Origin of the sequence: Mycobacterium sp. MS1601, from assembly GCF_001984215.1 — a bacterium.
Classification (GTDB): domain Bacteria; phylum Actinomycetota; class Actinomycetes; order Mycobacteriales; family Mycobacteriaceae; genus Mycobacterium.
Window position 1 is genome coordinate 2595879 of record NZ_CP019420.1, and the last position, 24988, is coordinate 2620866.

Genomic DNA, 24988 nt, shown 5'->3' on the forward strand with positions numbered 1-24988 from the left:
GTGACCACCACCGAGACAACCCCCAAGAAGTTCGTCAACCTGTTCCGCGAGCCCAGCAATATCGACCAGGTGATGGCCGGACCGTGGGTGGACATACGCGTGGAGACCGTAGCCGAAGGCGAATCGATGGATCTGGAATCCACAAACATCGAACACGCCGCGTTCATCCTGGGCGGCAGCGCCATCTTGACCAACGGCGACGGCAAGACCTTCGAGCTGGCGCGATCGAGCGCCTTCGCCATCCCCAAGACCGGTCGAGTGTCGATCGCGGCCACCACCGAGCTGTCCTTTCTGCACATTGAAATGAGAATCGACTGATGCAGGCAGTTTCCACCGAGGTGGGACGAGTGCAGGGCAAGGTGGCTGCGGTGACCGGTGCCGCCGATGGCATCGGCCGGGCCATCGCGGACATGCTCGCTCGCCATGGTGCCGCGGTGGCGATCCTGGATCGCAACGCCGAAGCCGCCCACGCGGTGGCCGCCGACATCACTGACCGGGGCGGCCAGGCCATGGCCGTCACCGTCGACGTCAGCGTGGAAGAGTCGGTCGCCGAAGCAATGTCACTGATTTGGCAACGGTGGGGCGCACTGCACGTGTTGGTGAACAATGCCGGTGTTTCTGGCCCGGCAGAGTCGGCCGACGCGGTGGACTTCGACGCGTGGAAAGCCATGTTCGCGGTCAACGTCGACGGTCCGTTTCTGTGCACCAAACACGCCATCGGCTATCTGCGACAAACCCAGGGCGGTCGCAGCATCATCAACATGTCGTCGATCTACGGACTCATCGGCAACAGTGACGCCCCCAGTTACCATGCGGCCAAAGGCGCGGTGCGACTGATGGCCAAAACCGACGCGGTGACATACGCCCCAGAAGGTATTCGCGTCAATGCAGTGTGCCCTGGCACCATCATGACGCCGTTCAATATCCGCAAAGGTGAGAGCTACCCCGGCGGTCTGAAGGCCTACCTGCGTGAGATGAGTGCGATGCACCCCATCGGCCACGTCGGCGAGCCTGACGACATCGCTTACGGTGTCCTCTATCTCGCTTCCGACGAATCACGGTTCGTCACCGGCACCGAACTCATCATCGACGGCGGATACACCGCCCAATAACAACGACGAAAGAAGGCAGCGTCTCATGAGCGGGCCACTAACGAACAAGGTCGCCATCATCACCGGTGCCGGTCAAGGAATTGGCCGCGCCATTGCACTGCGCCTGGCACACGACGGCGCCAACATCGGCATCTTGGACCTCAACCTCGAAAAGGCCGAGGCGGTTGCCGGGGAGATCAGAGAGCTCGGACGCAAGGCTCACGCGGTGAGCTGTGATGTCAGCGACCGCGAACAAGTGCACGACGCAGTCGGCACGGCCCACCGCGAACTCGGTGCTTTCGACATCATGATCAACAATGCCGGTATCGCACAAGTACTTCCGTTGCTGGAGGTCAAACCCGCTGACTTGGAGAAGATGCAGCGCATCAATGTCGGTGGTGTGCTGTGGGGCATTCAAGCCGCGGCGCAGAGCTTCATCGACCGCGGGGTCAAAGGCAAGATCATCAACGCCTGCTCGATCGCCGGCTTCCTCGGGCAGCCCGTCTTCGGCGTGTACTCCTCGACCAAGTTCGCGGTTCGCGCGCTCACCCAAGCCGCCGCCCAGGAATACGCCGGCTACGGGATCACCGTCAACGCCTACAGCCCGGGCACCGTCGGCACGGAGATGTGGGATGGAGTCGACGCGGCCCTGTCGGTCCGCGATGGTGTTGCCCGCGGTGAGTCCTTCGACAAACAAGCCAGCAAGATCGCATTGGGACGGCCGTCGACGCCCGAAGACGTCGCGGGTTTTGTTGCTTTCCTGGCCGGACCCGACTCCGACTACATGACCGGACAATCGCCCCTCATCGACGGCGGGATGCTCTTCAACTAGTCCATTGTGCCGAGTCGGACAAGAGCTTTCCGCCCGGCTACGGGCACACGTGCGGTCGGCGATGGAGGTGCTCCCTCTGGTCGCCGACCGCACGGATCACGGTGCAGCGGCGGTGGTTTCGCGGACCACCAGGTGTACGGGGAGTTCCACCAATCGGGGAACGAAGTCGTCCGGTTTGTCGAGCAACTCCAGCATCATCCGCGCCGCTTCCACGCCCATCTTGTAGTGATCCACAGATACGGTGGTCAGTGCAGGCGCAACCAGCTCGGAAGCGGGGACGTCGCTGTAGCCGACCACACTGATGTCGTCCGGGCAGGACATACTGCGTGCACGAAGCTCCTGTAACACCCCGAATGTCACCATGTCATTAAAACCGATGATGGCCGTGGCGTCGGTGGTGTCGAGGAGCTGAGCGGCAGCACGTCGACCCTGTGCAGTGTCGATGTGGTCGATGGTCACGACGAGGTTGTTGTCAATGTCGTACCCCTTCTCTAACAGCGCGTTTCGGTAGCCACGCAGCCGAGAAAGGGCTGTGCTTATGCTGGGCGGCCCAGCTACCAGTCCGATGCGGCGATGACCGAGACCGTGCAGGTGTTCCACGATCAGCCCCATGCCCAGGGCGTCATTACTGGTGACCTGTCCGATCTGCGGGTTGCCGTCGACGCGCAAGAGATTGACCACCGGGGCCACCCGAGAAAACCGGCGGGACTGGTCTGGGTCCCCGAGCAACGAGGTTGTCACGATGAGGCCGTCGACGCGACGCTCCTCCAGGCTTCGGAGGTGGCGCAACTCGCGCTCGGTGTCGTTGTCGGTGTTGACGATCAACGCCGTGTATCCGGCCTCGCTGAGGGCATCGTCGATACCTCGGATCATGTGGGCGAACAGCGGTACCGCCAGATCGCCGATCACGACTCCGACCGTGGAGCTGCGTGCGCTGGCCAGGCTGCGTGCCATCGTGTTGGGGCGGTAGTTGAGTTCGTCGACCGCGCGCAGGACTCGCTCCAAGGTCTCAGGACTGACCCGGCTTCGGGTGCGCTCGTTGAGCGCTCGCGAGGCAGTAGCAGGGTGCACGTTGGCCAGTTTCGCCACGTCTTCCAAACGTGCCCGCATTGCAAGCCTTTCCGCTTCACCTGAGCAGGTTCGACTACAGTCGATGGTAGCGGACACCCGCCCAGTGCTGCGAGCGCTTGCAGAAATTTGTGCGCACTGATCAAGAATGAAGGCTCCCCTCGTTTCGTCCTGTTTTCCCAGCCTTTCCCTGCGTCTCAAAGAAGATGGTGTGAGCGCAGTTCTGGTGAGGACTTGACAGCGCAGGCCGGTCGAAGGCACCCTCAATGCGAGCGCTTGCACGGTGACACAAGACACAGCCACGGTGGCCGAGAGATCCGCCAGCCACCCGAGCCGGCACCGGCGGAACAACAACGAAGGAACAGGGCAATGGGTACAGATCTAAGCGCCGCGCCGCTCGTGGAAGAGGTCGTCGACAGCTTCCGCGACACCACGGATCCTCGCCTCAAGCAGATCCTGCAGAGCTTGACCCGGCACCTGCACGCGTTCATCAGCGACGTCGAACTGACCTATCCGGAATGGGAAGCCGGCATCGACTTCCTCACTCGCACCGGCAAGATGTGCAACGAGGTCCGCCAGGAGTTCATCTTGCTCTCCGACGTCCTGGGGGCCTCCATGGCCGTGGAAACGCTCAACGACGCCCACACCCCGGAAGCCACCGCCTCCACCGTGCTGGGCCCCTTCCACATGGTCGACTCGCCCCGTCGTGAACTGGGCGCCAATGTGTCACCGCAGAGCACCGGACAGACCTGCGTCGTGCATGGCCGTGTCCTGGACGCCCAGGGCAACCCGATCGCCGGCGCAGCCGTGGATGTCTGGCAGGCCAACGCGGACGGCTTCTACGACGTCCAACAACCCGGCGTCCAGGACACCGGCAATGGACGCGGTCTGTTCACCACCGACGCCCAAGGCAGGTTCTGGTTCACCTCGGTGGTGCCGTCGTTCTATCCAATACCCACCGACGGCCCGGTGGGGGAGCTGTTGGCGGCCGCGCATCGCCACGAGTTCCGGCCGGCGCACATACATTTCATCGCCACCGCACCTGGCTACAAAGAGCTGACCACGCACATCTTCGTCAACGAGAGCAAGTACCTCGACTCCGACGCGGTGTTCGCGGTCAAGAAATCCCTGGTACGCGAATTCGTTTCGCGCCCGGCCGGTACGGCAAACCCGTGTGGTGTCACCGCAGGGTTCGTCGAGGCCGAGATCGACCTGGTCTTGCACTTCGAAGGAAACCCAACCAGAGCGTGACCGGGTGTCGAACGTCATCGGTCGACACCTCCGCGTTCCCGTGTCGCAACGCAGTACTCACACCGCATCCCAATTAATGCAAGGAGTCCGAATGACCGCCGTTCAGAAAGTCGCTATCGTCACCGGTGCCGCGAGCGGAATCGGCGAGGCAACAGCAGAATTGCTGTCTGCACAGGGCGTCACCGTCTACGCCGCCGACATTGCCTACACCGAATCCGCGACGGTGAACGACCGTATCCACCAACGCCACCTCGACGTCAGCGATCTGGAATCGTGGACCACGCTGGCGCGTGAAATCACCGACAAGGAAGGCGGATTGGACATTCTGGTCAACAACGCCGGCCTGGTCGGATCCTACGACTCCATCACCGACATCGAAATCGACGCATGGCACTCGATTGTCGCGGTCAACCAGACGGGAACGTTCTACGGCATCCGGACCTGCGTACCGCTGATGCGCGCCCGCGGCGGTGGCTCGATCGTAAACGTGTCCTCGATCTGGGGGCTGGTGGGCGCCGCCGGTGTGTCGGCTTATCAGGCGTCCAAAGGTGCGGTGAGCACCATGTCGAAGAACGCCTCGGTGACCTATGCGCCCGAAGGCATCAGGGTCAACTCGGTGCACCCGGGTTTGATTGTCACGCCGATGACAAACGCCCAAGACCAAGCCATCAGCGACGGCATCGTCGCGGTGACGCCCATGGGTCGCGCCGGGCGTGCCGAAGAGGTGGCCGCCGCGATCGCGTTCCTGGCCGGTGATGGGGCGTCCTACATCACCGGAGCCCAGCTGACTGTCGACGGCGGCTACACCACGCCGTAGGACGTCCTGTCCTGCGCTACTGCTGAACCCAACTGCGGCGCGCTCCAGGTTATGGAGCGCGCCGCAGTTGGGTGTGGCTGTCGGGACTCGTTATTCCCTTGTCGGTGTCTGCTGCAGAACGTCCACCCGGTCGCCGGGTAGGGGGCGCTCTTCAGTCCTTGGCGGTCGGTGCGGGCGCCGGGATCGGGGTGGGCTGGTACGCCAACAGCAACCAGCCGTTGTCGGTGTTCTTCCACACCGCCAGGCACTTGTTGCGCAACGTCTTCTCGGCGCCGCCCGCAGTGATGTGGGCGTTCATTTCCCCGAGCACCAGAGCGATGTCGTCGATGATGCGGATCTCATCGATGGGGTGGTCGATGTCGTGGTAGACGTAGAAGCCGTCGCGTACCTTGGCCAGATATTCCTCCAGGGTGTCGGTGACGGCTGAGGAATGCGCGTAGGCCAGTGCGGGATGGCACAGCGAGGCGAAAGTATCCCAATCCTTGTCGACGGCGGCCTGATAGCGACGGTCTTCGAGTGTGCGGATGGTGGCGGCGACGTCGTTGGTGGTGGTCAATTGGAGCCTCCAATGGTGTTGATGTGGCAGCGATTAGTGAGTGGGTCTGGTGCCTGCGAGGGCCTGGTGTAGCAGATGGTGCAACCCGTCGGCGGTGACCGGCGCCGGGTTCGTATACGGGCTGGCCAGCGCTTGCTCGATCACTGACGGGATCTGAGCCTCGGTGACGCCGAGGTCGGCCAGTGAGTGGGGGATGGGCAGTGTCTGAGCCATCTCCCACACCGCCACGGAGGGCTCCGCGGTGGTGTGCATCGCGCGCTGCAGAGCGGCACGGGCATCGGGGGCGTGAGACTCGTTGTAGGCCAGGGCATAGGGCAGCACGATCGCATGGGTCTGTGCGTGCGGCAGATCCAGCGATCCACCGAGGACATGGCATAGCTTGTGGTGCAACGACATCGATGTCGCACCAAGGCATGCCCCGCACAGCCACGCGCCGTACAGGGCTTCTGAGCGTGCCGAGAGATCGTCGCCGTCGGCGATGATCGTGGGCAGTGCGGACATGAAGGCGCGCACTCCCTCCTCGGCCATCAACGAGATGATCGGTGACGTGTCAGGGGCATACAATGCCTCTACCGCATGTGCCATGGCGTTGAGTCCACTGGCCGCGGAGATCTCGACCGGCAATGTGGTGGTGACACGGGGGTCGTAGATGACGGTGGTGGGCAATACTGCGGCGTCGCGACCGGTCTGCTTGCGGCCGTCTCGGGTCAATCCCCAGATGGGTGTCATCTCCGACCCGGCATAGGTGGTGGGGATGGCGACGATCGGCAGCTGACGTTCCAGCGCGATGGCCTTACCGAGGCCGATGGAGGAACCGCCGCCGACGACGACGCAGCAATCCGCACGTGCGGCGAGAGCGGCTTCGGTGGCAGCGGTGGCGGTCTCGACCGGCACGTGCATCCTGGCCTGGTCGAAGATGCCTGCGCCGCGCTCACCGAGATCGGCCAGCACCGTCTCGGCCAGGGTGCGCTGTTCGGGTGTGCACACCACCAGTGCGCGGCCCAACCCGGCGCGGTCGAGCTCGTCACCGACCTGGGCGAGAGTGTCGATGCCGAAGGTCACGCGCATCGGAAGGGCATGGTAGGTGAAAGCGGCGGGTGCGGACATCAGGGTTGCCTCCGGTAGTGCGTTCACGGGACAGGTATCGGGCAAGCCGGAAACACGGTCAGATCACAGGGGCCGTTGGCGCGGGAGGCGTGAAGCCGCGACATGTCTGTGTTGGCATGGCCCGCCCCTTCGTCCTGTGTGGCTCGCATCACCTGCGAGCGCTTGCACCTAGAGTGCCGCTGCAAGCGCTTGCTGTCAAGGCTGCGCGGCCTTGCGCGGCGGCTGCTATCGATGACGTGCAGATCGATTGGGATTGGCTCTCCGGCTGGACAGATCATCCGTACGCCCTTGTACACTGCGACGTGCAAGCGCTCGCACGGGTACTTGACATTTTCACGGTGGGGGTGGCCTCCCTCGTCGGCGGTCAGCGAAGAAAGGTCGGTCGATGCGACCTCGGCTTGAAGATGTGGCAAAACTGGCCAACGTGCATCCCGCTACCGTGTCGCGCGCGCTGAATGAGCGCACCCGCGATCTTGTCAGCGCAGAAACTCTGGATCGGGTGATTCGTGCCGCCGACGAGCTTAACTACCTGCCCAACACGATGGCGCGCAGCTTGGCGAGTGCTCGCAGTTCCACCATCGGTGTCGTGGTCGGTGACTTGGCCGTACCGTTGTTCGCGCACATGGTCCGCGGCATCGATGACGTGACCAATGCGGCGGCCTACACCGCGTTGATCGTCAACACCGACAACGATCCTGAGCGCGAACTCCGCCATCTGCGCAGTCTGGAGGAACGGCGGGTCGACGGGCTGATCGTCACCACATCGACACTGAACGATCCAGACAGCTGTCGACGGTTCAGCCAGGTAGCGCCTGTGGTCAATTTGCTTCGCACCTCGGGCGATCCGTCCGTTGGCCAGGTCATCAGCAACGACGCTCTGGGCATGAAACTGATCATGGACCATTTGTTCGAGCTGGGACACCGCAGAATCGGCCTGGTCGCCGGACCGCAGCACATCAGCACGGCCAGGGCCAGGTTGCGCGGATACCGAGATGCGCTGTTGGACCGAGAGATTCAGCTGGATCAGTCTCTGGTTGCGACCATTGATCACATTGACACCGAATGGGGTCGACGCGCCACCGCCCAGTTTCTCGACAGCACCGACGCTACCGCGATCGTGGGCTTCAACGACTTGACGACTTTCGGTGTTCTTCAACAGCTGCGCGCTCAGGGGGTCGACTGCCCTCGCGAGATCAGCGTCGTCGGCTTCAGCGACGTGCCTGCCGCCGAACTCGTGTCGCCGGCGCTTACCACTGTGGCTGTGGATCACTACAGAATGGGGGTCGAGGCGGCGCGAATGATGCTCAGCCTGCTGGACACACCGGACACCTACGTCCCCGATCGATAGAACTGCCGGTCCATCTGGTGGTGCGCGGCTCAACGGGCAGGGCGATCCCACGGGCGTCTCGCATGTGCGATGGCTAAACATCTGCCGCTGATGAGGATCGCCCGCTTCGGGCATGCCGTTCCGATGGCGTCGTGGTGGCCTCGGCATCGGCCGGGACCTTGAACCTCTTGACGTGGCTCATGCCGGAAGAACGGCGTGCCAGACGTGCGTCAACGTCTGGGCCGCGTCGGTGAGCGAGGCTCCCTGCTTGGAGGCCGCGTAGAAGTAGCGCTCGGTCATTGACACCAGGGCCGCGCTGACCGCGAATGCGCCTAGCGGGCTCGTGTCATCCGGCACGCCCGCTTCGACCAACAGCTGATGTGTTGCACTGCTCGCGGCTGACACTGCCGCCTGCCAGGAAGCCTCGATCTCCGGTACGACGGGCCCCAGTTCCACGGCCACTCGCATGACCGGGCCATGCTCCTGCCACATCTGCGCGGTTTGGAGCACGGCTTTCTGCAGAGCCTGTCGGGGGTCGTCGGGTGCCTGGGCCTGAGCGCGGCCGACCGCGCCTGCCACGCCGTCGGCGGTCCTCTGGACCAACGCAGCCAGTACGTCGTTCTTCGAGCTGAAATAGAAGTACAGCGCTCCGCGCGTGATTCCGGCCGCCGTCGCAATCGTCTCCACCGTCATGTGCTGCACGCCGATCTCGCCGAGCTGGCGTTCTGAGGCGTCGAGAATCGCGAGTTCCCTCAGATCGCCCTTGGAGGGTGATGTTCGGCGCCGACCCGAACCCCTCTTCGCTTCAGCCACGGGCACGAGTGTACGCAACGCTCAGAATAATCAACGCAATGGCGATAAAAGTCAACACTGTGTAGATTATTGCTATGCCACACGACCGCACACGTTCCTTCCTCATTACCGGCGCCAGCTCAGGGCTGGGTCGCGCGTTCGCCGAGGCCGCTCTCGCGGCGGGCCACACAGTGGTGGGCACCGTCCGAAAGTCGGCCGATGCAGCGGCTTTCAACTCGATCGCGCCTGGCCGTTCTCACGCCCGCGAACTTGATGTCACCGATGACCGCGCTGTCCTCGCGGTCGTTGACGACGTCGAAAAGACGCTTGGGCCAATTGATGTCCTCATTGCCAACGCGGGTTACGGGCACGAAGGAGTTTTCGAGGAGTCACCGATGTCTGAACTGCGCGCGCAGTTCGACACCAATGTGTTCGGGGCAGTTGCGACGATCAAAGCTGTGCTCCCGCACATGCGTCGGCGACGTGCCGGGCACATCTTCGCCGTCACCTCGATGGGCGGGTTGATGACCGTCCCCGGATTGGCGTACTACTGCGGCAGCAAGTACGCCCTCGAAGGCATCCTCGAAACGGTCGGCAAAGAGGTCAGTGCGTTCGGAATTCATGTCACCGCAATCGAACCCGGGTCCTTCCGCACCGACTGGGCGGGGCGCTCCATGGTCCGTACCGAGCGGAGCATCGCAGACTACGACGATCTGATGAATCCGCTGCGCGACAACCGCATAGCGGCCAGCGGCAATCAGTTGGGCAATCCCGCCAAAGCTGGACAAGCCATCCTCTCGGTCATCGACTCACCCAGCCCGCCTGCGCATCTTGTCCTCGGTTCCGACGCGCTTCGACTGGTCACCAGCGGACGCGCCGCCGTTGACCGGGAGATTGCGGACTGGTCTGAGCTGTCGCGCTCCACCGACTTTCCCGAGGGCGCGCAGATCGCGAACTGACCGCACACCACCGCACTGGGTGCATGTCGCAAAGATCGCCGGGGGAGACCAACGGAGATCGTGTCCGAGTACGGTCGGTGGAGGCGGACAATCTCCGGATGTCGGATGGGTGTTGATGCGAATCCTCATGTTCGGCCGCGGTGTCATTGCGACGATCTATGGCCAGGCTTTTCAGGAAGCGGGTCATGATGTTGAGTTCTACGTCCGCCCGGGCCGCGCCGTCGAGTACGGCGATGAAGTGTGCACGGAACTCATAGACGGGCGCCGTGCCCGGTTGGGTCGACGGGCTCGCCACGTGTTCGGGACACGGCTGCGCGAGTCCGTTGAGCCCGGCGACGGGTTTGATCTCGTCGTGCTCAGCGTTGGCCACCACCGCCTGCGGGAAGCTGCCGCATATCTGGCTCCCCGCATCGGGGAGGCCGCCGTCCTGGTGTTCGGCAATGTATGGGATGAACCGCTGGCCGCGGTCGCCCCGCTTCCCGCAGATCGGGTGACATTCGGATTTCCGCAAGCCGGTGGGGGCTTCGGAGACGATGGGGTTCTCCGTGGCGCGTTGTTCCGATCGGTGGTCCTCGGAACGTCCGGGGTGTCACCTGGCCCGCGGGAGCTGATCGTGCGAGCGGCCTTTCGGCAGGCTGGTTTCGGGATCAAGGATGAGCAGGACATGCGTGGATTGCTGTTGCTGCACTTCGCCTCGGACGCCGGAATGTTCTCTCAGGCGTTGAGCAGTGGGGGACTGGCGAACATGATCGGGGACCGCCGCGCGCTGCGTGAGGCGTTCCTGACGAGTCGAGAGCTGCTGCCGGTTCTCGACAAACGCGGCGTCGACCTGCGCCTGCACTCCATCGCGACGTTGCCCTACCGGTTGCCTGGGTTGACCGCCACCACGTTGGCGTGGGCCACCGAGCACTTCCCGATCGCGCAGGCGAGCCTCGCGGCGCACACCGATCCGAACGCGGCAGAGCCCCGTGCGGTCCTCCAGGATGCACTCAGCACATCCCGCCAGCTCAACATCGCCACTCCGCGCCTCGAAAGCGCCGTCCGCGGAACGTCCACCAGCTGAGCGGTCTCGGACTCAGCCGACCCCGGTAGTTGCTCCGATAACTCTCCGGTGCCTTGTATTACGGCTGCCTCACAGTGCGGTGATCTGTCCTGTGAGGCACGTGTAATCCGCCGCAACCACGACGAAACCCAAAAATACGGTATTTGAAATACCGATTCAGGAATCTCTGACGGTCTGCCTCTACGGTGCGGCAGACGATCGCATACTGCGTCCCTCTTACACACCGGGAGTAGCCATGACCATCAACTTCACCATGTCCGACGACCAGCGAAAGCTGCAGTACGAGGTACGGACCTTCGCCGAGGAGGTGCTGGCGCCCACCGTCGCGGCCGCCGACGCCGAACCCGATCCGCTGAAGGGTTTCCAACTGACCAAGCCGGCTTATGTCGAGGCCTATCACGCCGGCATCGCGATGTGCATGCTGCCGAAGGCCTATGGGGGCGGCGGGGTTTCGTGTGTCGACCTGGTCATCGCGGCAGAGGAGATCTGCGTCGTCGATCCCGGGTTCGCGTGTACCGTGCTGTGTAACGGTTTAGGACTGATGCCGGTGGCCTGGTATGGCAGCGACGAACAGAAAGAGCGTTTCCTCCGGGCCGCGACGTCCGACCCGACCGGCGAATACCTCGGCGGCTGGACCGCCAGTGAGCCGCCAGGAAATCCCTCCGGGACCGCGAACTTCGACATCCCCCTTCCACGGCCCGCGGGCGTGGGATTGACGGCTGTGCGCGACGGTGACGACTACATCGTCAACGGCCGCAAGTACTGGCCGTCGTCGGCGGGCTGGGACGAGCGGGGTGTCAACGCCGGGACGCTGATCGTTCGGACTGACTCGGAAAGAGGTGGCACCGAAGGACTCTCGGCGCTGGTCCTGGAACGCGATACCCCGGGGGTGACGTTCCGCCACCTCGACAAGATCGGTCACCGGCTCGCGTCCAACGCCGAGATCGTGTTCGAAAACGCGCGCATTCCGGCTGCCAATCTCCTGCCGGGAGCGCAGGGGAACGGCGATCTGGTGATCAACCGAAACTTCGCCTGGTCGGGTCCGGTCGCGGCAATCGCGGCTGTCGGCATGGCACGGGCCGCGTACGAAATGGCACTCGACTGGGCCAAGAACAACACCGCCGGCGGGATCGCCCCGATCATCGGGTTCCAGAACGTCGGCTACGTACTCGGCGACGTGGCCGCCAAGATCGAGATGGCCCGCACGTTCTCCTGGCGGGCCGCCGACTACCTCGACAAGCACGATCAACACGCTGAGTTGGTCGGAGCCATGAACAAGATCCAGGTCACCGAGATGATGTTCGACTGCGTCTTCAAATGCATGCAGATCGTCGGCGTCAACAGCCTGGAAACCAAGAACGGCTTCGGCAAGATCTTGCGCGAGGCTGCGGTTCTGCCGATCTACGACGGCGGCAACATGGGCATGCAGCGTCGTCGAGTGCACGGCATCATCGCCGATCCCGACTTCAACCCGCGCGCGATCATGGAGGACGAGTACGTCAAGTTCGGTAAGCAGCACGAGAGCATCGGCACCATGGCCGGTTGAGGTTGAAACCACTGCCCCGGGCCCGACGGTCCCCATGCCGTCGGGCCCGCCACGGCATGGCGACCTGCGGCCGCGGGTTGACCGCGCTGCGGCGGATCAGCCGTGGCACAGTGAGACGGTGCAATCGTCAAGGGAAGCCGCGGCCACATGAAGCACACCAACCACGCCGACTACGCACTACGAGTGCTGCTCTACCTGCGCGTCGCGCCTGACCGACGCGGGTCGGTCGCAGAGATTGCCGCGGCCCACCGAATCTCGCGAAACCATTTGGACAAGGTCGTCCAACGGTTGTCGGCGGCGGGTCTGGTTCGTACGACACGCGGCCGCTCAGGCGGTGTCGAGCTGGCCCGTGACCCCTCCACCATCAGCATCGGCAACGTGATGCGAACCATGGAGTCGGACTTCGCGGTTGTGGAATGCCTCGGTCCCGCGCGTTACTGCCGCGTTGCCGGGGTGTGCGGCGCGCGGAGCGTTTTTTCCGATGCTCTGCAGGCCTACTTCGAGGTGCTCGATCGATCGAGTCTGGAAGACATCGCAAGCAACGACTACGGACTGCGCGGCGCACTGGGGCTCACGAGCGGTTGAGCGTCGGCGTTCACCGGCGGTAAGGAGCACCAGCATGCCCATCGACTTCGCGATGACCGCCGAACAGAGCGCGCTGAAACGCAGGGCACGGGAGTTCGCCAAGGAGGTGCTGCGCCCGGTGGCGGAGCGCGCGGACGCGTTGACCGACCCCCAGGAGGCGTTCCTCGCCATGCGCCCGGTGTATCGCCAGGCGGCCGAGGCGGGTTTCACCAGCATGTTCTTACCGCGCGAATACGGCGGGGGCGGGGCCTCGAACGTCGACTTCCTCATCGCCATCGAGGAACTCTGCGCAGTCGACCCCGGATTTCCGACAACGATCCTCGTCAACGGCCTGGCCCTGATGCCGATCCTGTGGCACGGCAGCGACGAACAGCGCGACCGGTGGATCACCCCAGCGGCATCCGACCGGGAGGGTTCCTTCCTGGCGGGTTGGGTGGTCAGCGAACGTGGTGGCACCGCCAACTTCGACCACCCGAGCCCGTCGGCGGGCATCCAGTTGTTGGCCAGGCATCAGCCCCGTCAGGGGCGATACACGCTCAATGGCGAGAAACACTGGCCCTGCAACTCTGGCGGTTGGGACCTCCAGGGCGCCGACCTCAACGTCTGCGTCGCACGAACGGATTCCACAAAGGGCAGCGCCGATGCCCTGAGCGTCTTTGTCGTCGAGCGAGGTACGGCCGGCATCGAGTATGAAGTCATCGACAAGCTGGCCCACCGCACCTGCCAGAACGTCACCATGACATTCCGTGACGTCAAGGTGCCTGAGCAGAACGTGTTGGCGCACGGCGAGGGCGATCTGTTGATCAACCGCAATTTCACCTGGTCCGCACCGATCGCCAGTATTGCCGCGGTAGGGGTGGCGCGCTGCGCCTACGAATTTGCGCTCAAGTGGGCCAAGACCTACACCGGTGGTGGATCCTCGCCGATCATCCACCACCAAGCGGTCGGCAACCTTCTCACCGAGGTCGCGGCCCGCATCGAGGCGGCCCGGTACTTCTCTTGGAAGGCAGCGCATTACCTGGACCGTCATCCCGGCCAGGGACACGCGCTCAGCGGGATGAACAAGACCTTCTGTGGAGATCTGATGCAGAGCGTGGTGTTCGACTGCATGAGGATCGTCGGGGTGAACGCACTCGACAAGCGGTTCCCCATCGCCAAGCTCTACCGTGAGGCCGTCGTCTTCCCGCTGTACGACGCCGGAAACCTGGCCATGCAACGCCGCCGGGCCTGGGGTGCCATGGCGCACCGCGACTACTCAACCGATACCTTCGCCGACGATGAACCGTTCGAGTTCACCAGGGAGATGCAGGGATTCGGAACCATGCCCAGTTGACGGCGGCACGTTCTGACTGTCAGTAACCGTTCCCGGGTGTCATCACCCAGAGCACCGTCGCCGGCCGCTCCAGGGGATTACGAAACCCGTGCCCGTGACGTGGATCGAGCAGGAGGGAATCACCCGCCTCGAGCCGCACCGTGGTTTCGTCCACGGTCACGTCGATGGCCCCCTCCAGCACAAGCACACATTCTTCGTCGGCGGCGTGGGTGTAGAGCCCATGACCCGAGCTGCCACCCGGCCCGATCACCGTGTGGTGAATCTGCAACTGCCTGGCGGTTTCTGGGGTGACCATCGAGTCGACGAACCCGGAAGGATGACTCATGGTCCGACGCTCGTGTAGACGGACCACCCCTTCGTGCTCGCCGCCGCCGACGAACAGCGTGGCAACCGGCTGATTCAGTGCTTGCGCGATGCGACGTAACGAAGCTATGGAGGGGTTGGCCAGCCCGCGTTCGACCTGCGACAGAAAACTCTCGGACACCCCGGCCGCGGTAGCGGCATCCTTGAGGGTGATCGTTTGGGCTTGCCGCAGGCTCCGGATGCGCGCGCCCAACCGCCGATCGGCCTCGGTGGGCTGATCGGCGGTTTCTTCGACGCGCTCGTTCTTGGTGCTCGAGCGCCGTCGACTCGACGTCATAGCCCTCAATTCACGTTCGTTGGTAACCCCACACGCACTCCCGTGTGCAGAGCTCACCTTCGCGCACGAACACGGTCGAGGGCAACTGCACTGACCAAGACCACTCCGATGACCAGCTGCTGCACGTAGCTCGACACTCGCAAGAGATTCATTCCGTTGCTCAAGATACCGATGAACAGCACACCGAGAATGACCAGACCAAGTCGGCCCTCCCCGCCGAACAGCGACGTGCCACCGAGAACTGCGGCGGCAATCGACAGCAGTACGTAGGTGGTGCCCAGTGTTGCTTCCCCCGACGCGACACGGGCGGTGAGCAGCACACCAGACAGAGCGGTGAGGCCGGAACACAGCAAGAAGGCGCAGATCAACACTTTGCGCACCTCGATACCGGCCACCCTCGCAGCATCCTGGTTACCGCCGACTGCGAAGAAGCTACGTCCGAGTGTGGTCCAGTACAGCAGAACGTAGACGCCCACCGCGGCGATGACGGCGATGATCAGTGGGATGGGCAGGCCCAGCCATTGACCGGTTCCGAAGAGGTCGCTGAATTTCAGCGGTATGCCGGTGACGGGTGCGCCATCGGAGAGGATGAGGGCCGCGCCGGAGGCCGCCGACGTGGTGCCCAGCGTCACCATGAACGAGGGCACATTGAACAAGGTCACTGCCGCCCCGTTGATCAGACCCACTAGCAGCCCCACACCCATGCCCGCCGCGACGCCGACGACCACGGCGGAAAGTGTGCCGCCGGACCAGTTCGACATGGTGAGGGCAGTGACGACGCTGACCAGCGCCACGGTGGCGCCAACGGAGAGATCCAGTTGTGCGCACAACAGCACGATCATCTGCGCCATCGTGATGAGCAGTAGGTACACCGACTGCCTGCCGATGTTGGCCAGATTGTCCGGGGCGAGAAACCGTGGCTCCAGGACCGCGAACAGGATGACCATGGCGACCAGCAGAAAGGGCAACAAACCGATGTCCAGAATTTTGGCGGTCAGGCGCCGGTGCAGTCCAGAACTGCGGCCCGTCGTACTTTCCGGAGCCATAGCTTGCGTGGTCACTGCACCGCCTCCGTGTCTTGAGTATCGGGTGAACTGAAAAACGCTGTCAGCACTGAGTTCTCGTTTATCTCAGTTCCTTCGAAGTGGGCGGAGACGCGTCCTTCGTGCATCACATAGACGCGGTCCGACATTCCCAGTACCTCGGGCAGGTCCGAGGAAATCAACACCACTGCGTTACCGGCGGCAGCCAACTCGTCCATCACGCGGTAGACGTCGATCTTCGCATTCACGTCGATGCCCACCGTCGGCTCATCGAAGATGTGAATGTCCGCGCGATGCAGAAGACCTCGCGCCAGTACCGCTTTCTGCTGATTGCCTCCGGAGAAGAGGTCTGTGCGGCGGCCAGTCAGTGGAGGCCGTATCTTCATCCGCTCGACATGCCGTCTGGAAAGTACCCGTTCGCGCTGCCGGCCCAGAAACCCCCAACGCGCCACACCTGCCGAGCTCAAGCTGCCGAGGGTGATGTTGGTGGACAGCGGCTGGTTCAGGGCCAGTCCCTGACGTTTGCGGTCGGAGGGGTAGTACACGACTCCGTTTCGAATCGCTTTGTGCGGAGTCAAGTTCGACAGCGGCTTGTGCCGCACCGCGACGGTTCCACCGACGATCTGGTTCAGGCCGAAGCAAGCTCGTCCGAGGGCAGACTTACCGGAGCCGAGCAATCCAGCTATTCCCACAATCTCGCCCGCTCGGAATTGCATGGATGCACCGGCCACTTCGGATGCCGACAGCGATTCGATTGTCAGCAGCTCGCTCCCGGGCTGACGGAACGAGCGCGGGTACAGATTCTCCGGCTGGCGGCCCGTCATCAGCTCGACCAAGCGATCGCTGTCACCGATCTCTTCTGGGCCTACTCCGCCGACCCGTCGACCGTCGCGTAGCACGGTGACCCGATGGCCTATCTTCGCGATCTCCTTGAGACGGTGGGTGATGTAGATGATGCCGATTCCGCTTCTGGCCAAAGTCTCTACGAGCGAGAGCAGTTGGTCACTTTCTTGCTCACCGAGGCTGGCGGTGGGCTCATCGAGGATCAGCAGGCGCGCACTGCCCATCAATCCCTTGGCGATCTCCACGAGCTGTTGAGCAGAGCGGGGCAGTGTGTCCGCCCGGGCGGTGAGCGGAATGTCGGCGCCTATCTTGGCAAGTGCATCGTGGGCCAGATGGGGGATGCGGCTGCGATGAACGATCCCGTTCCGTGACGGGAGGCGACCGAGGAACAGGTTTTCCGCGACCGTGAGGCACGGCACCAGGCTCAATTCTTGGAACACCGTGCTGATTCCGGCCTCCTGCGCGGCACGCGGGGAGTTCAACTCAACCGGTTCACCGTCGAGCAGCAGACGCCCTGACGACGGAGACTGCACGCCGGCGAGGATCTTTATCAGTGTGGACTTTCCGGCTCCGTTCTCCCCCAGAAGAATGTGTACTTCGCCGGGTTCCACTGTGAGATCCACTCCGTCCAGGGCAACAACCCCGGGAAAGGTCTTGCCCAGCGACTCAACTCGCAGAAGTGGTGCCACTACGCCGCTGCCGATCTCTTGTGCACTGATACCCCGGCCAGAAACACCTCGTCGACGAGGGCGCTGCGAACCTCGTCGAGGCCGCCGGCACGGGGGTCGCGGTCCAATACGGCGATGTCACCCCATTTGCCGACTTCGATGGAACCCACGCTGTCCTGCATCCCAAGAGATCGGGCGCCTTCGATGGTGTGCAGGCGCAGTGCCTCGGTGAAGGAGATGGTCTCTGCAGGCTCGATGTGCAGGCCCCAGTAGCTACGGCGCGCCATACATTCCCAGATCGAGAACATGGGGTTGGACTGTTCGGCCTCCGCCCCTGGCGCGACATCGGAGCTGGCCACCGGGCCGACCCCATCGTCGAGCATGCTGCGCAGCGGTAGTCGTCCCGTCAGGCCACCGTCGCCGAGCAGCATCGGCACGAAGTCGGCCATGAAGTTATAGAGAAACACCGGCTGCAGTACCGGTATCACGTTCGCGCGCCGGAACAATTCGAGATCAGCGCGATCGTTGACCAGGTTCCCGGCGTGCTCGATGCGCACCGGCCGATGATCGTGTGGCCCAGGGACACTGAGTAATGCGGAGAGTATCTCGTCCTGAGCCCGTGGCCCGTTGGCGTGGATGGCGACTTGAATGTCGCGGCGGCGGGTGGCGCGCAGAGCGCGAAGCACATCGCCCTGCGTCATGTTCAGTGTTCCCTTGTAACCGGGGTACGGGGCGTGCTCGGCGACGTAGGGGGTGCGGGTGGCGGCGTTACGTGCCGAGTATCCGCCGTCGGCGAAGAGTTTGGTTCCTGCCGCACGCATCCAGTCGGTGCCGGCCCTGCTCCGGTACGTGCTGACCCAATCACAGACTTCTTCCAACGGTCCTGCCGACGGCGCCATGGGATACAGCACACCTCGGGCCGCGATGTCTTTCGAACCCACCAGATCGTCCATGATGTCGGCGTTGTCGAATGAACTGAGCATTTCGCCGAACGTGGTGACGCCATAAGCGGTGAACAGCTCGGAATACGTGGACGCGAGGTGTCGCCGCACCTCGGCTCTGTCCATGGGCGGCACCGGTAGGAGTTGATCGATCTCGCTGACCACCCCGGTCGGTACGCCGTTGTCGTCGAGGTGTACGACAGGACTACCCCACAAGCCTGCCGCCCCATTGAGGAACCGCTCCACCTGAGCCAATTCAAGTGCCCGCGTGTTGAGTACGGAAGTATGTCCACCGCAAGCGATCTGGATGGGAATGGTGGTGCTCACCCGGTCGAGTTCAGCACGGGTGGGGAGTCGACGTTCGGCGAGCTTCTGATCGAAGAACAAGTTTCCGTAGCCGAGCAGCCAGTCGCCGTCTGCGACATCGGCAGCCGCCTCGATCAGACGGTCCAGCACGTCGGCGATGGTCTTGCAGCCAGGTACCCGGCAGTCGACCGCCCGCCCGCGGGCAGTGCTGAGAAGCTCCAGGTGGATGTGCGGATCTACAAATCCTGGCACCACGGCGCGCTCGCCGAAGTCACGGACTTCGATGCCTGATGTCCGGGCTTCCTCGGCGAGCCGGCGCGACCCCACCGCTGCTATTCGGCCATTGATGATGACAACCGCTTCGGCATCTGCGCCTCCGGTGACACTCACTATCCGACCGGTCAGAGCAATCGAGTCATGTTGGCGCCGAGCTGTTGTCACTGGTTGTCTCCTGGTTTGACGTTGGACACCGGGCTCCAGCCATCGGGTGCGAAACTGGTGGTGGTGTCGAAGTCGGCGAGGTTGTCGGCTTCACCGGCGGCTGGACCGCAGACGGTCAGCGGAAGGGGCCCCATGCGTTCGAACCCCTCCTTCTGTGGTTTGCCTTCGAGTAGTCGCACGGCGAGGTCGACGGCCATCCGGCTGGTGCGAACGGGTTGCTCGGTGGGCGCGCAGACCACTCGACCGGTCTCCAGCAGTTCCATCGTGGTCGGAACGAGATAGGTTGCCCACAAGCTGATCTTCTCGGCCAGCCCACGTTCGGCCAGCACTCCGTGGGCCACGTCGACAGTGGTCGCCGTGCCGACGATCGCGTCAAGGTCTGGGTAGGCCGACACACTGTCCTCGACGAGGGCCAGCTGTACCTCCCGGGCGGTCTCGCCGTACTTCACGTCCAGCAACTCGACGTCGGACCCCGCCAGGGCATCCTTGAACCCGAGCACCGAACGTTCTGACCACCCAGCACCTGCCGGCCCCGGCAACAACACCACGCGCTTGGCCTTGTTCAACGCCACCAGCTGCTCGCCGATCGCGTGACCCATGTTGTAGTAATCGACGATTGCGTGGCCCGGCACGTCGGCGGTGACGCCGTTGCCGTAGTCCACCACGACGACGCCGGCGTCTATTGCCTGCTGAATGACAGGGTTGAGCGCATCCTGACTCACCGCGCCGACGATGATCGCATCAGCGCCCTGGGCTGTGCAGTCTTCGATCTGCTTGACCTGCTCGGTGGTGCCGGTGTAGCCACCGGCGTCGCTGAATCGCATCTCCAGGCCCAGTCGGCGGCTCTCGGCGGTCATTCCGTAGTTGGTGGCAACCCAGATGGGGTCTTTGAGATGCGGCACTGTGACGCAGATCTGCCAGGGCTGCGTCACCTCCGACGTGTCGAGTGACGAGTACTCACCTTCGGTACCTGCCCCGATGCATCCGGGTTCGATGCCGGCAGCGTCGCAGTCGACGAAGATCGCAGGCGCTGACCATGGCTGTTCATCTTCGGCGCGGATGTCGGCGTTGTCGCCACTGCACGCCGTAGCGGCGGTGGTCAGGATGCAGGCGCCGACGGCGCTGGCTACCAGTGTCGCTCTCATTTCGTCTCCTTTGGCCCGGTCGCGATTGGGTGGGCAATGCGCGCCCAGTGATTGATCTTGGCTGAAGTGATGCTGAAGATGAACTGTGACGCTACTTCAGCCATCTTTGCCTCGCAAGGGGTGCTGGCGAGCGAAAATAGCTTGTGTAGAGCGTATTAAGGCTGAATGTTAATGATGGGTTTCTGAATTATTACTGCATGCGTGCTCTTGTTGTAGTGAATTTACTGAAGTACAGTCCAAGTTCTTCAACAGAGGGGAAGGTTCATTGATGGGTCGTCGCCACGTCGAGATCGCCGGAGCAGGTCTGGCCGGTCTCACTGCCGCAGCAGCACTCGGACAACGCGGGTGGTCGGTCCGCGTGCATGAGCGCGGTGCTGAACTCCGTGAAATCGGTGCAGGAATTTACCTGTGGGAGAACGCTTTACGGGCACTGGAAAGTATTGGTGCGTACGAGGCTGTGACGGCCTACGCGGAACGGGTGCAGACCCCAGAGCTTCGTGACCACCGACACCGTGTGGTTCAACGTGAATGGTTGCGCCACGGCCGGCTTTACACCGTGGCGCGACGTCACCTCCATAGCTGTCTGGTTGATGCCGCGCGTGCCGCAGGCGCCGAGATCCTCACCAAGTCGGCTGTGGCGGGAGCATCGACCGACGGTACGCTGATCCTCGACGATGGCTCTGAGATGAAGGCAGACTTGGTAATCGGGGCGGATGGCTACTCGTCGCGCGTACGCGAGGCCCTCGGACTCGGCAAGGCCACCGTCAACCTGGGCGACGGATGCGGCCGTCACATGATCCCGCGGACCGCGGACGACCCCGTCAACGCCACCATTGAGGAATGGAACGGCGGGCGACGTATCGGCGTCGTGCCCTGCTCACCGGACCATACCTACATTTTCCTGTGCTGCCCGGACAGTGACGCCGAAGGCAAGCAGCAGACACCGTTCAATCGGTCGACCTGGTTGGACAGCTTCCCGCACATGGCATCTCAGCTCAACCGTATCCCGGACAACCCGGAAGGGCGGTATGCCACTTTCTACGATGTGCAGTCGCGTGGGTGGCACGCGGGCAAGGCTGCGATTATCGGTGACGCGGCCCATGCCATGTCGCCGAATCTCGGACAAGCGGCGTGCTGCGGCATGATGAACGCGGTTGCGTTGGGACAGGCCCTCGATCGTTACGACGTGCCGAACGCACTTGACGTATGGGAAGCCAGCGAGCGCCCGGTGACCGACCGTGTGCAGCAGTACTCGCGACTGTACGGTCGCATGGGTACCAGATGGCCACGGGCTCTGCTGGACGCTCGGTCCGCGTTGATCTGGGCGCTCGGTAAGTCGAAGCCGGTTCAGACCCGCATCAATTTCGCGGCATCCTACTTCCCGAGCCTCGACAAGGAAGTGGTCAGCGGGTAAGTCACGATCGGTGTGACATCAGCGGTACCGCCACCCAAAAATCGACGTTCCCCCTACGCGTTGTCGAACTGGTCGAGAGCGAAGGCACACGAGGAAGCGACGTGCTCACGCATGAGACGCTCGGCGAGGTCTTTGTCCCTGTTGCTGATGGCGGTGAGGATGCTCTCGTGCTCGACCAGGGCGGTCTGGCTGCGCTCGTCGGGGTATTTGTAGTTGGCCCGAAAGCTGACCGTGAAGGCGAGCACCTGGCCGACCAGCGTGACCAGGAACGGACTGCCTGCAGCCTTGCTGACCGCGGTGTGGAAGGCGAGGTCCGCCATGGCCTGGTCTGCAGCCGACCCTCGGGCGCTCATCCGGCGGAGCCGTGTCTGTGCATCCTCCATGTCCTCGAGTTGCTCGATGGTGGCGTGTTCGGCGGCGAGCCGGGCGGCATGAGACTCCAAAAGTCCACGTAGCGTGTAGATCTCCACCAGGTCGTCGTTGGTGATCGTGCGCACGGACGCACCGCGGTTCGGAACGACCTCCACGAGCCCCTCGCTCTGGAGGATTATCAGGGCTTCCCGTACCGGCGTCCGGCTCACCTGCAGACGCTCGGCGAGAAGCCGCTCCGGCAGAGTTGTGCCCGCGGGCAGTTCTCCGGTGAAGATCTCCGAACGCAGGATCTGGGCGATGCCCTCACTTGTACGCTTGGAAACCGAGGTGGCCTCGGGACCCCAGCCGCCCATCTGTCTCCTTGCACTCGAGTCAGTGCGCATCTTATCCCGGTCGAGCGGCGAGGTGGTCCGGTGGCGGTGCGGACGAGCGCAGGGAAAGGGCTCGTCCGCACCTCCGGGTCAGGCCGGCACGGCCGGGGGTGCTGTGGCGGCAACGCGGGGGCCGGCTGACTTGGCATCCACGTCGTCATCGGAATGGTTGGGTCCACCCCAGTGGTGCGCGTCGAGTCCACCGAGTTCGGCTTCCTCGGAGATCCTCAGACCACCGAAGCGTTCGAAGAGCAGGCACATCACAAGTGCGGGAATTCCCACGACCGTGACTGTGGCCAAGACGCCCAGCAGCTGCCAGAGCGGACTGATCTCCGCGACACCCACGGCGTAGCGGCCCTCCAGTCCGATGTAACCGCCTGTGGGGGTGCCCCATTCGATGAAGCCGACGGCGATGGCACCGACAATGCCGGGGCCCAGGGCCAGAGGACCCACTTTGGGGTCGTCGATGCCGAGGCGTCGAACCAGCATGGCGGTGCCCAGCGCGACGACCGGGCCGCAGGCTCCCAGGAGCAAACTCGCCCAAGCGGTGCCGACGTCGAGGAGTGTGCCGCAGATGACGACACCGGCGATCGGGCCCAGAAGGGCCCAGTTGGCTTCACGTCGGCGGTAGGCGATCACGAGGCCAACCACGGCGCCGCCCAGGATCGCGGCGAAGAGGTTGACGATGACCACGCCGAGGCCGCTCTCGGTGAAGGAGATCCCGAAGAATCCGACGTCAGGAACGATGTAGCCGCTGCCGATGGTCACGAACGGCAGCGCGAACACGATGAAGAGCGCACCGACCGCGACGAAGGCGGCGTTGTGGGCGGCCGGCCGAGCGCCGGAGGGGTGCGGGGCGAACGCGCCGAGGCGCGGACCGACGCGCCAGGACAAGATGAGGGCGAATGTTCCAGCGGTGATGTAAAGCGGGAAAACGCCATCGAAGTCGTGGGTGCCGCGCAGGGTCAAGGGTGACAGGGAGCCCCAGCAGAGGTAGCCCACAAGCGGTGACAGTACGGCGCCGATGACGAACGACATCACGTAGAAAGGCAGCGGCTTGATCCGCTCGACGACCCCGGTGTGGATCAGGCCGACGGTGGCCATCGTGAAGGTCACGAAGAACACGAGGAAGATCTGAAGGACGTCGGCCTCCGGCAACAGCTCCGGGGAGATGTGGCGTGAGGCGGTGTTGGTGAACGTGCCGCCCAACCACCAGTCTTTGACTGCCTGCCACAGCGGTGAGGGCACTCCGAAGGCAGAGTTGAACTGCCACTGCCAGATCGGATAGCCGATGACGAGGGTGCCGAGCCCGCCGATCATCGCGCCGCCGACCTTCTGGACGACGGTATCGAGGACATTGCGCTTGCGGACCATGCCGATGTCGATGAAGACCAAGCCCATCAGCACGAGCACCACTGCGAGCGCTCCAAGGGTGTAGATGAACGCGGCCATGATCCAGTTCGTTGACGCCTGTTCGGCGAATTGCTCCATCTGAGCTCCTGGGCTATCGCGCCGGGCGGCGCGTGGGATGTGGCCCGCCGACTGATGTCGCGCGGGGTGTCGTCGGGCCGCCGATCCGGCCCCGGGGCATGAACGTACACGTGTATGCCATCTACAGAGAGGGAGTTCTCGAAGTCGAAACACGGGTGAATTCGGGGTAACACGATGTTCACATTCGCGAGCTTGTTTTCGCTGCTAGATAAGTAAATAGGCCGAATTCTTCGGCGGCTGTTGCACATTTGCCACAGAGATGGCATACATATATGCCATGGCATACCACCCCGATTCGGAGCCCGTCGTCGCCGAAATTTATGGCCGGGCGGGATTCGGCCGCCGGGTGGTGCGCGGTGAGCGACCCGCGGTCGTCATCGTCGATCTGACCAACGGTTTCACCGACGCCGGTCAGCCCACCGGGGCAGACCTCGACGATGTCGTGGCCAACAACCGCCGCCTCATCGATGCCGCGCGGGAGGCGGCAATCCCCGTCATTTTCACCACCATCGCCTTTGACCAGGCTCGGCTGCAGGCCTCCGCCTGGCTGCGTAAGGCGACTGGAATGGCAGCGCTGGTCGAGGGGTCGCCCCTGGTTGCGGTGGACGCCAGACTGGAAAAGCGAACCACCGAGCCTCTGGTTATCAAACAGGGAGCCTCCGCCTTCTTCGGGACGGATCTCAGCGCGATCCTGACCTCACAGGGCGTCGATACAGTGGTTGTCACCGGCGCCACCACCAGCGGTTGTGTGCGGGCCACCGCCGTTGACGCGGTGCAGTCCGGGTTCACCGTCCTAGTGCCTCATGAATGTGTCGGCGATCGGGCACGCGGGCCCCACGAAGCGAGCCTGTTCGACATAGACGAGAAATACGGCGACGTCATCAGCGTTGATGATGCCGTCGCCTATGTCCGCAGCCGGTCCGAGCGCAACGCGTCCGTCGCGAATGTGTAGAGCCTCCCAAACCCAACCCACCCACCGGAGTCGT

Annotated in this window: 24 protein-coding genes; 13 read left to right on the forward strand and 11 right to left on the reverse strand. The window is 63.5% G+C overall.

Annotated elements, in window-relative coordinates; genetic code table 11:
• The 3 genes from BVC93_RS12700 to BVC93_RS12710 are packed head-to-tail and all read left to right on the forward strand — an operon-like array spanning position 1 to position 1923.
• Positions 1-318 (forward strand): hypothetical protein, encoded by a 318-nt coding sequence (locus BVC93_RS12700; protein ID WP_083737636.1) that lies wholly within the window; start codon positions 1-3, stop codon positions 316-318.
• The gene (locus tag BVC93_RS12705) at positions 318-1112 is read left to right on the forward strand and encodes an SDR family NAD(P)-dependent oxidoreductase (protein WP_197687545.1); all 795 of its coding nucleotides are present in this window, start codon (positions 318-320) and stop codon (positions 1110-1112) included. Before BVC93_RS12700 ends, BVC93_RS12705 begins: the two co-directional genes overlap by 1 nt.
• 25 nt (positions 1113-1137) lie before the next feature.
• Entirely contained in the window at positions 1138-1923 is a 786-nt protein-coding gene (locus tag BVC93_RS12710) for an acetoin reductase (protein ID WP_083737638.1), read from the forward strand.
• Positions 1924-2019: 96 nt separating this feature from the next.
• Here BVC93_RS12710 and BVC93_RS12715 read toward each other — a convergent pair whose 3' ends face one another.
• Positions 2020-3033, reverse strand: a complete 1014-nt coding sequence (locus BVC93_RS12715; RefSeq protein WP_083737640.1) for a LacI family DNA-binding transcriptional regulator — start codon at positions 3031-3033, stop codon at positions 2020-2022.
• A gap of 327 nt (positions 3034-3360) precedes the next feature.
• On the opposite strand from BVC93_RS12715, the gene BVC93_RS12720 reads away from it, so the two are divergent.
• Together BVC93_RS12720 and BVC93_RS12725 are read left to right on the forward strand one after the other, a co-directional pair.
• Positions 3361-4242 carry a dioxygenase family protein gene (locus tag BVC93_RS12720; protein WP_083737642.1) on the forward strand — a complete coding sequence of 294 codons (882 nt, stop codon included), beginning with the start codon at positions 3361-3363 and terminating at the stop codon, positions 4240-4242.
• Positions 4243-4333: 91 nt separating this feature from the next.
• Entirely contained in the window at positions 4334-5059 is a 726-nt protein-coding gene (locus BVC93_RS12725; RefSeq protein ID WP_083737643.1) for an SDR family NAD(P)-dependent oxidoreductase, read from the forward strand.
• Positions 5060-5210: 151 nt separating this feature from the next.
• Here BVC93_RS12725 and BVC93_RS12730 read toward each other — a convergent pair whose 3' ends face one another.
• Positions 5211-5615 carry a nuclear transport factor 2 family protein gene (locus tag BVC93_RS12730; protein WP_083737645.1) on the reverse strand — a complete coding sequence of 135 codons (405 nt, stop codon included), beginning with the start codon at positions 5613-5615 and terminating at the stop codon, positions 5211-5213.
• Between the two features lie 33 nt (positions 5616-5648).
• On the reverse strand, positions 5649-6722 hold the full coding sequence (locus BVC93_RS12735) for a maleylacetate reductase (RefSeq protein WP_083741004.1): 1074 nt from the start codon (positions 6720-6722) through the stop codon (positions 5649-5651).
• 385 nt (positions 6723-7107) lie between these two features.
• Between BVC93_RS12735 and BVC93_RS12740 the strand changes: the two genes are divergently transcribed.
• The gene (locus BVC93_RS12740; protein WP_083737647.1) at positions 7108-8070 is read left to right on the forward strand and encodes a LacI family DNA-binding transcriptional regulator; all 963 of its coding nucleotides are present in this window, start codon (positions 7108-7110) and stop codon (positions 8068-8070) included.
• A gap of 177 nt (positions 8071-8247) precedes the next feature.
• Here BVC93_RS12740 and BVC93_RS12745 read toward each other — a convergent pair whose 3' ends face one another.
• The gene (locus tag BVC93_RS12745; RefSeq protein ID WP_083741005.1) at positions 8248-8862 is read right to left on the reverse strand and encodes a TetR/AcrR family transcriptional regulator; all 615 of its coding nucleotides are present in this window, start codon (positions 8860-8862) and stop codon (positions 8248-8250) included.
• A 74-nt stretch (positions 8863-8936) separates the two neighbouring features.
• Here BVC93_RS12745 and BVC93_RS12750 point away from each other — a divergent pair, with 74 nt between their 5' ends.
• The 5 genes from BVC93_RS12750 (at position 8937) to BVC93_RS12770 (ending at position 14327) form a co-directional block, all read left to right on the forward strand.
• Positions 8937-9800: an oxidoreductase gene (locus BVC93_RS12750; protein WP_083737649.1), complete on the forward strand. Its 864-nt coding sequence runs from the start codon at positions 8937-8939 to the stop codon at positions 9798-9800.
• 115 nt (positions 9801-9915) lie between these two features.
• Complete coding sequence (locus tag BVC93_RS12755; protein ID WP_083741006.1) at positions 9916-10863, forward strand: ketopantoate reductase family protein; 948 nt, start codon at positions 9916-9918, stop codon at positions 10861-10863.
• Positions 10864-11098: 235 nt separating this feature from the next.
• A complete protein-coding gene (locus BVC93_RS12760; protein ID WP_083737651.1) occupies positions 11099-12409 on the forward strand; it encodes an acyl-CoA dehydrogenase family protein in 1311 nt (436 codons plus the stop codon).
• A 147-nt stretch (positions 12410-12556) separates the two neighbouring features.
• Positions 12557-12994 (forward strand): RrF2 family transcriptional regulator, encoded by a 438-nt coding sequence (locus BVC93_RS12765; protein WP_083737653.1) that lies wholly within the window; start codon positions 12557-12559, stop codon positions 12992-12994.
• Positions 12995-13028: 34 nt separating this feature from the next.
• Positions 13029-14327, forward strand: a complete 1299-nt coding sequence (locus BVC93_RS12770) for an acyl-CoA dehydrogenase family protein (protein ID WP_083737654.1) — start codon at positions 13029-13031, stop codon at positions 14325-14327.
• Positions 14328-14346: 19 nt separating this feature from the next.
• Here BVC93_RS12770 and BVC93_RS12775 read toward each other — a convergent pair whose 3' ends face one another.
• From BVC93_RS12775 to torT, 5 genes are all read right to left on the reverse strand, one after another.
• On the reverse strand, positions 14347-14967 hold the full coding sequence (locus BVC93_RS12775) for a helix-turn-helix domain-containing protein (protein ID WP_083737655.1): 621 nt from the start codon (positions 14965-14967) through the stop codon (positions 14347-14349).
• 53 nt (positions 14968-15020) lie between these two features.
• Entirely contained in the window at positions 15021-16028 is a 1008-nt protein-coding gene (locus tag BVC93_RS12780) for an ABC transporter permease (RefSeq protein WP_083737657.1), read from the reverse strand.
• Positions 16025-17476, reverse strand: coding sequence for a sugar ABC transporter ATP-binding protein (locus BVC93_RS12785; RefSeq protein WP_197687546.1), 1452 nt, complete (start codon positions 17474-17476; stop codon positions 16025-16027). The genes BVC93_RS12780 and BVC93_RS12785 overlap by 4 nt, the downstream gene beginning before the upstream one ends.
• A gap of 65 nt (positions 17477-17541) precedes the next feature.
• Positions 17542-19158 (reverse strand): amidohydrolase, encoded by a 1617-nt coding sequence (locus BVC93_RS12790; protein ID WP_192860288.1) that lies wholly within the window; start codon positions 19156-19158, stop codon positions 17542-17544.
• Positions 19159-19205: 47 nt separating this feature from the next.
• The gene (gene torT / locus BVC93_RS12795) at positions 19206-20354 is read right to left on the reverse strand and encodes a TMAO reductase system periplasmic protein TorT (RefSeq protein ID WP_083737663.1); all 1149 of its coding nucleotides are present in this window, start codon (positions 20352-20354) and stop codon (positions 19206-19208) included.
• A gap of 268 nt (positions 20355-20622) precedes the next feature.
• Here torT and BVC93_RS12800 point away from each other — a divergent pair, with 268 nt between their 5' ends.
• Positions 20623-21768, forward strand: a complete 1146-nt coding sequence (locus BVC93_RS12800; protein ID WP_083737665.1) for an FAD-dependent oxidoreductase — start codon at positions 20623-20625, stop codon at positions 21766-21768.
• 53 nt (positions 21769-21821) lie between these two features.
• Here BVC93_RS12800 and BVC93_RS12805 read toward each other — a convergent pair whose 3' ends face one another.
• A complete protein-coding gene (locus tag BVC93_RS12805) occupies positions 21822-22493 on the reverse strand; it encodes a GntR family transcriptional regulator (protein ID WP_192860290.1) in 672 nt (223 codons plus the stop codon).
• Between the two features lie 108 nt (positions 22494-22601).
• Positions 22602-24002: an ammonium transporter gene (locus tag BVC93_RS12810; RefSeq protein ID WP_083737669.1), complete on the reverse strand. Its 1401-nt coding sequence runs from the start codon at positions 24000-24002 to the stop codon at positions 22602-22604.
• Between the two features lie 277 nt (positions 24003-24279).
• On the opposite strand from BVC93_RS12810, the gene BVC93_RS12815 reads away from it, so the two are divergent.
• Positions 24280-24954 (forward strand): isochorismatase family protein, encoded by a 675-nt coding sequence (locus BVC93_RS12815; protein WP_083741007.1) that lies wholly within the window; start codon positions 24280-24282, stop codon positions 24952-24954.
• Positions 24955-24988: the final 34 nt, after the last annotated feature.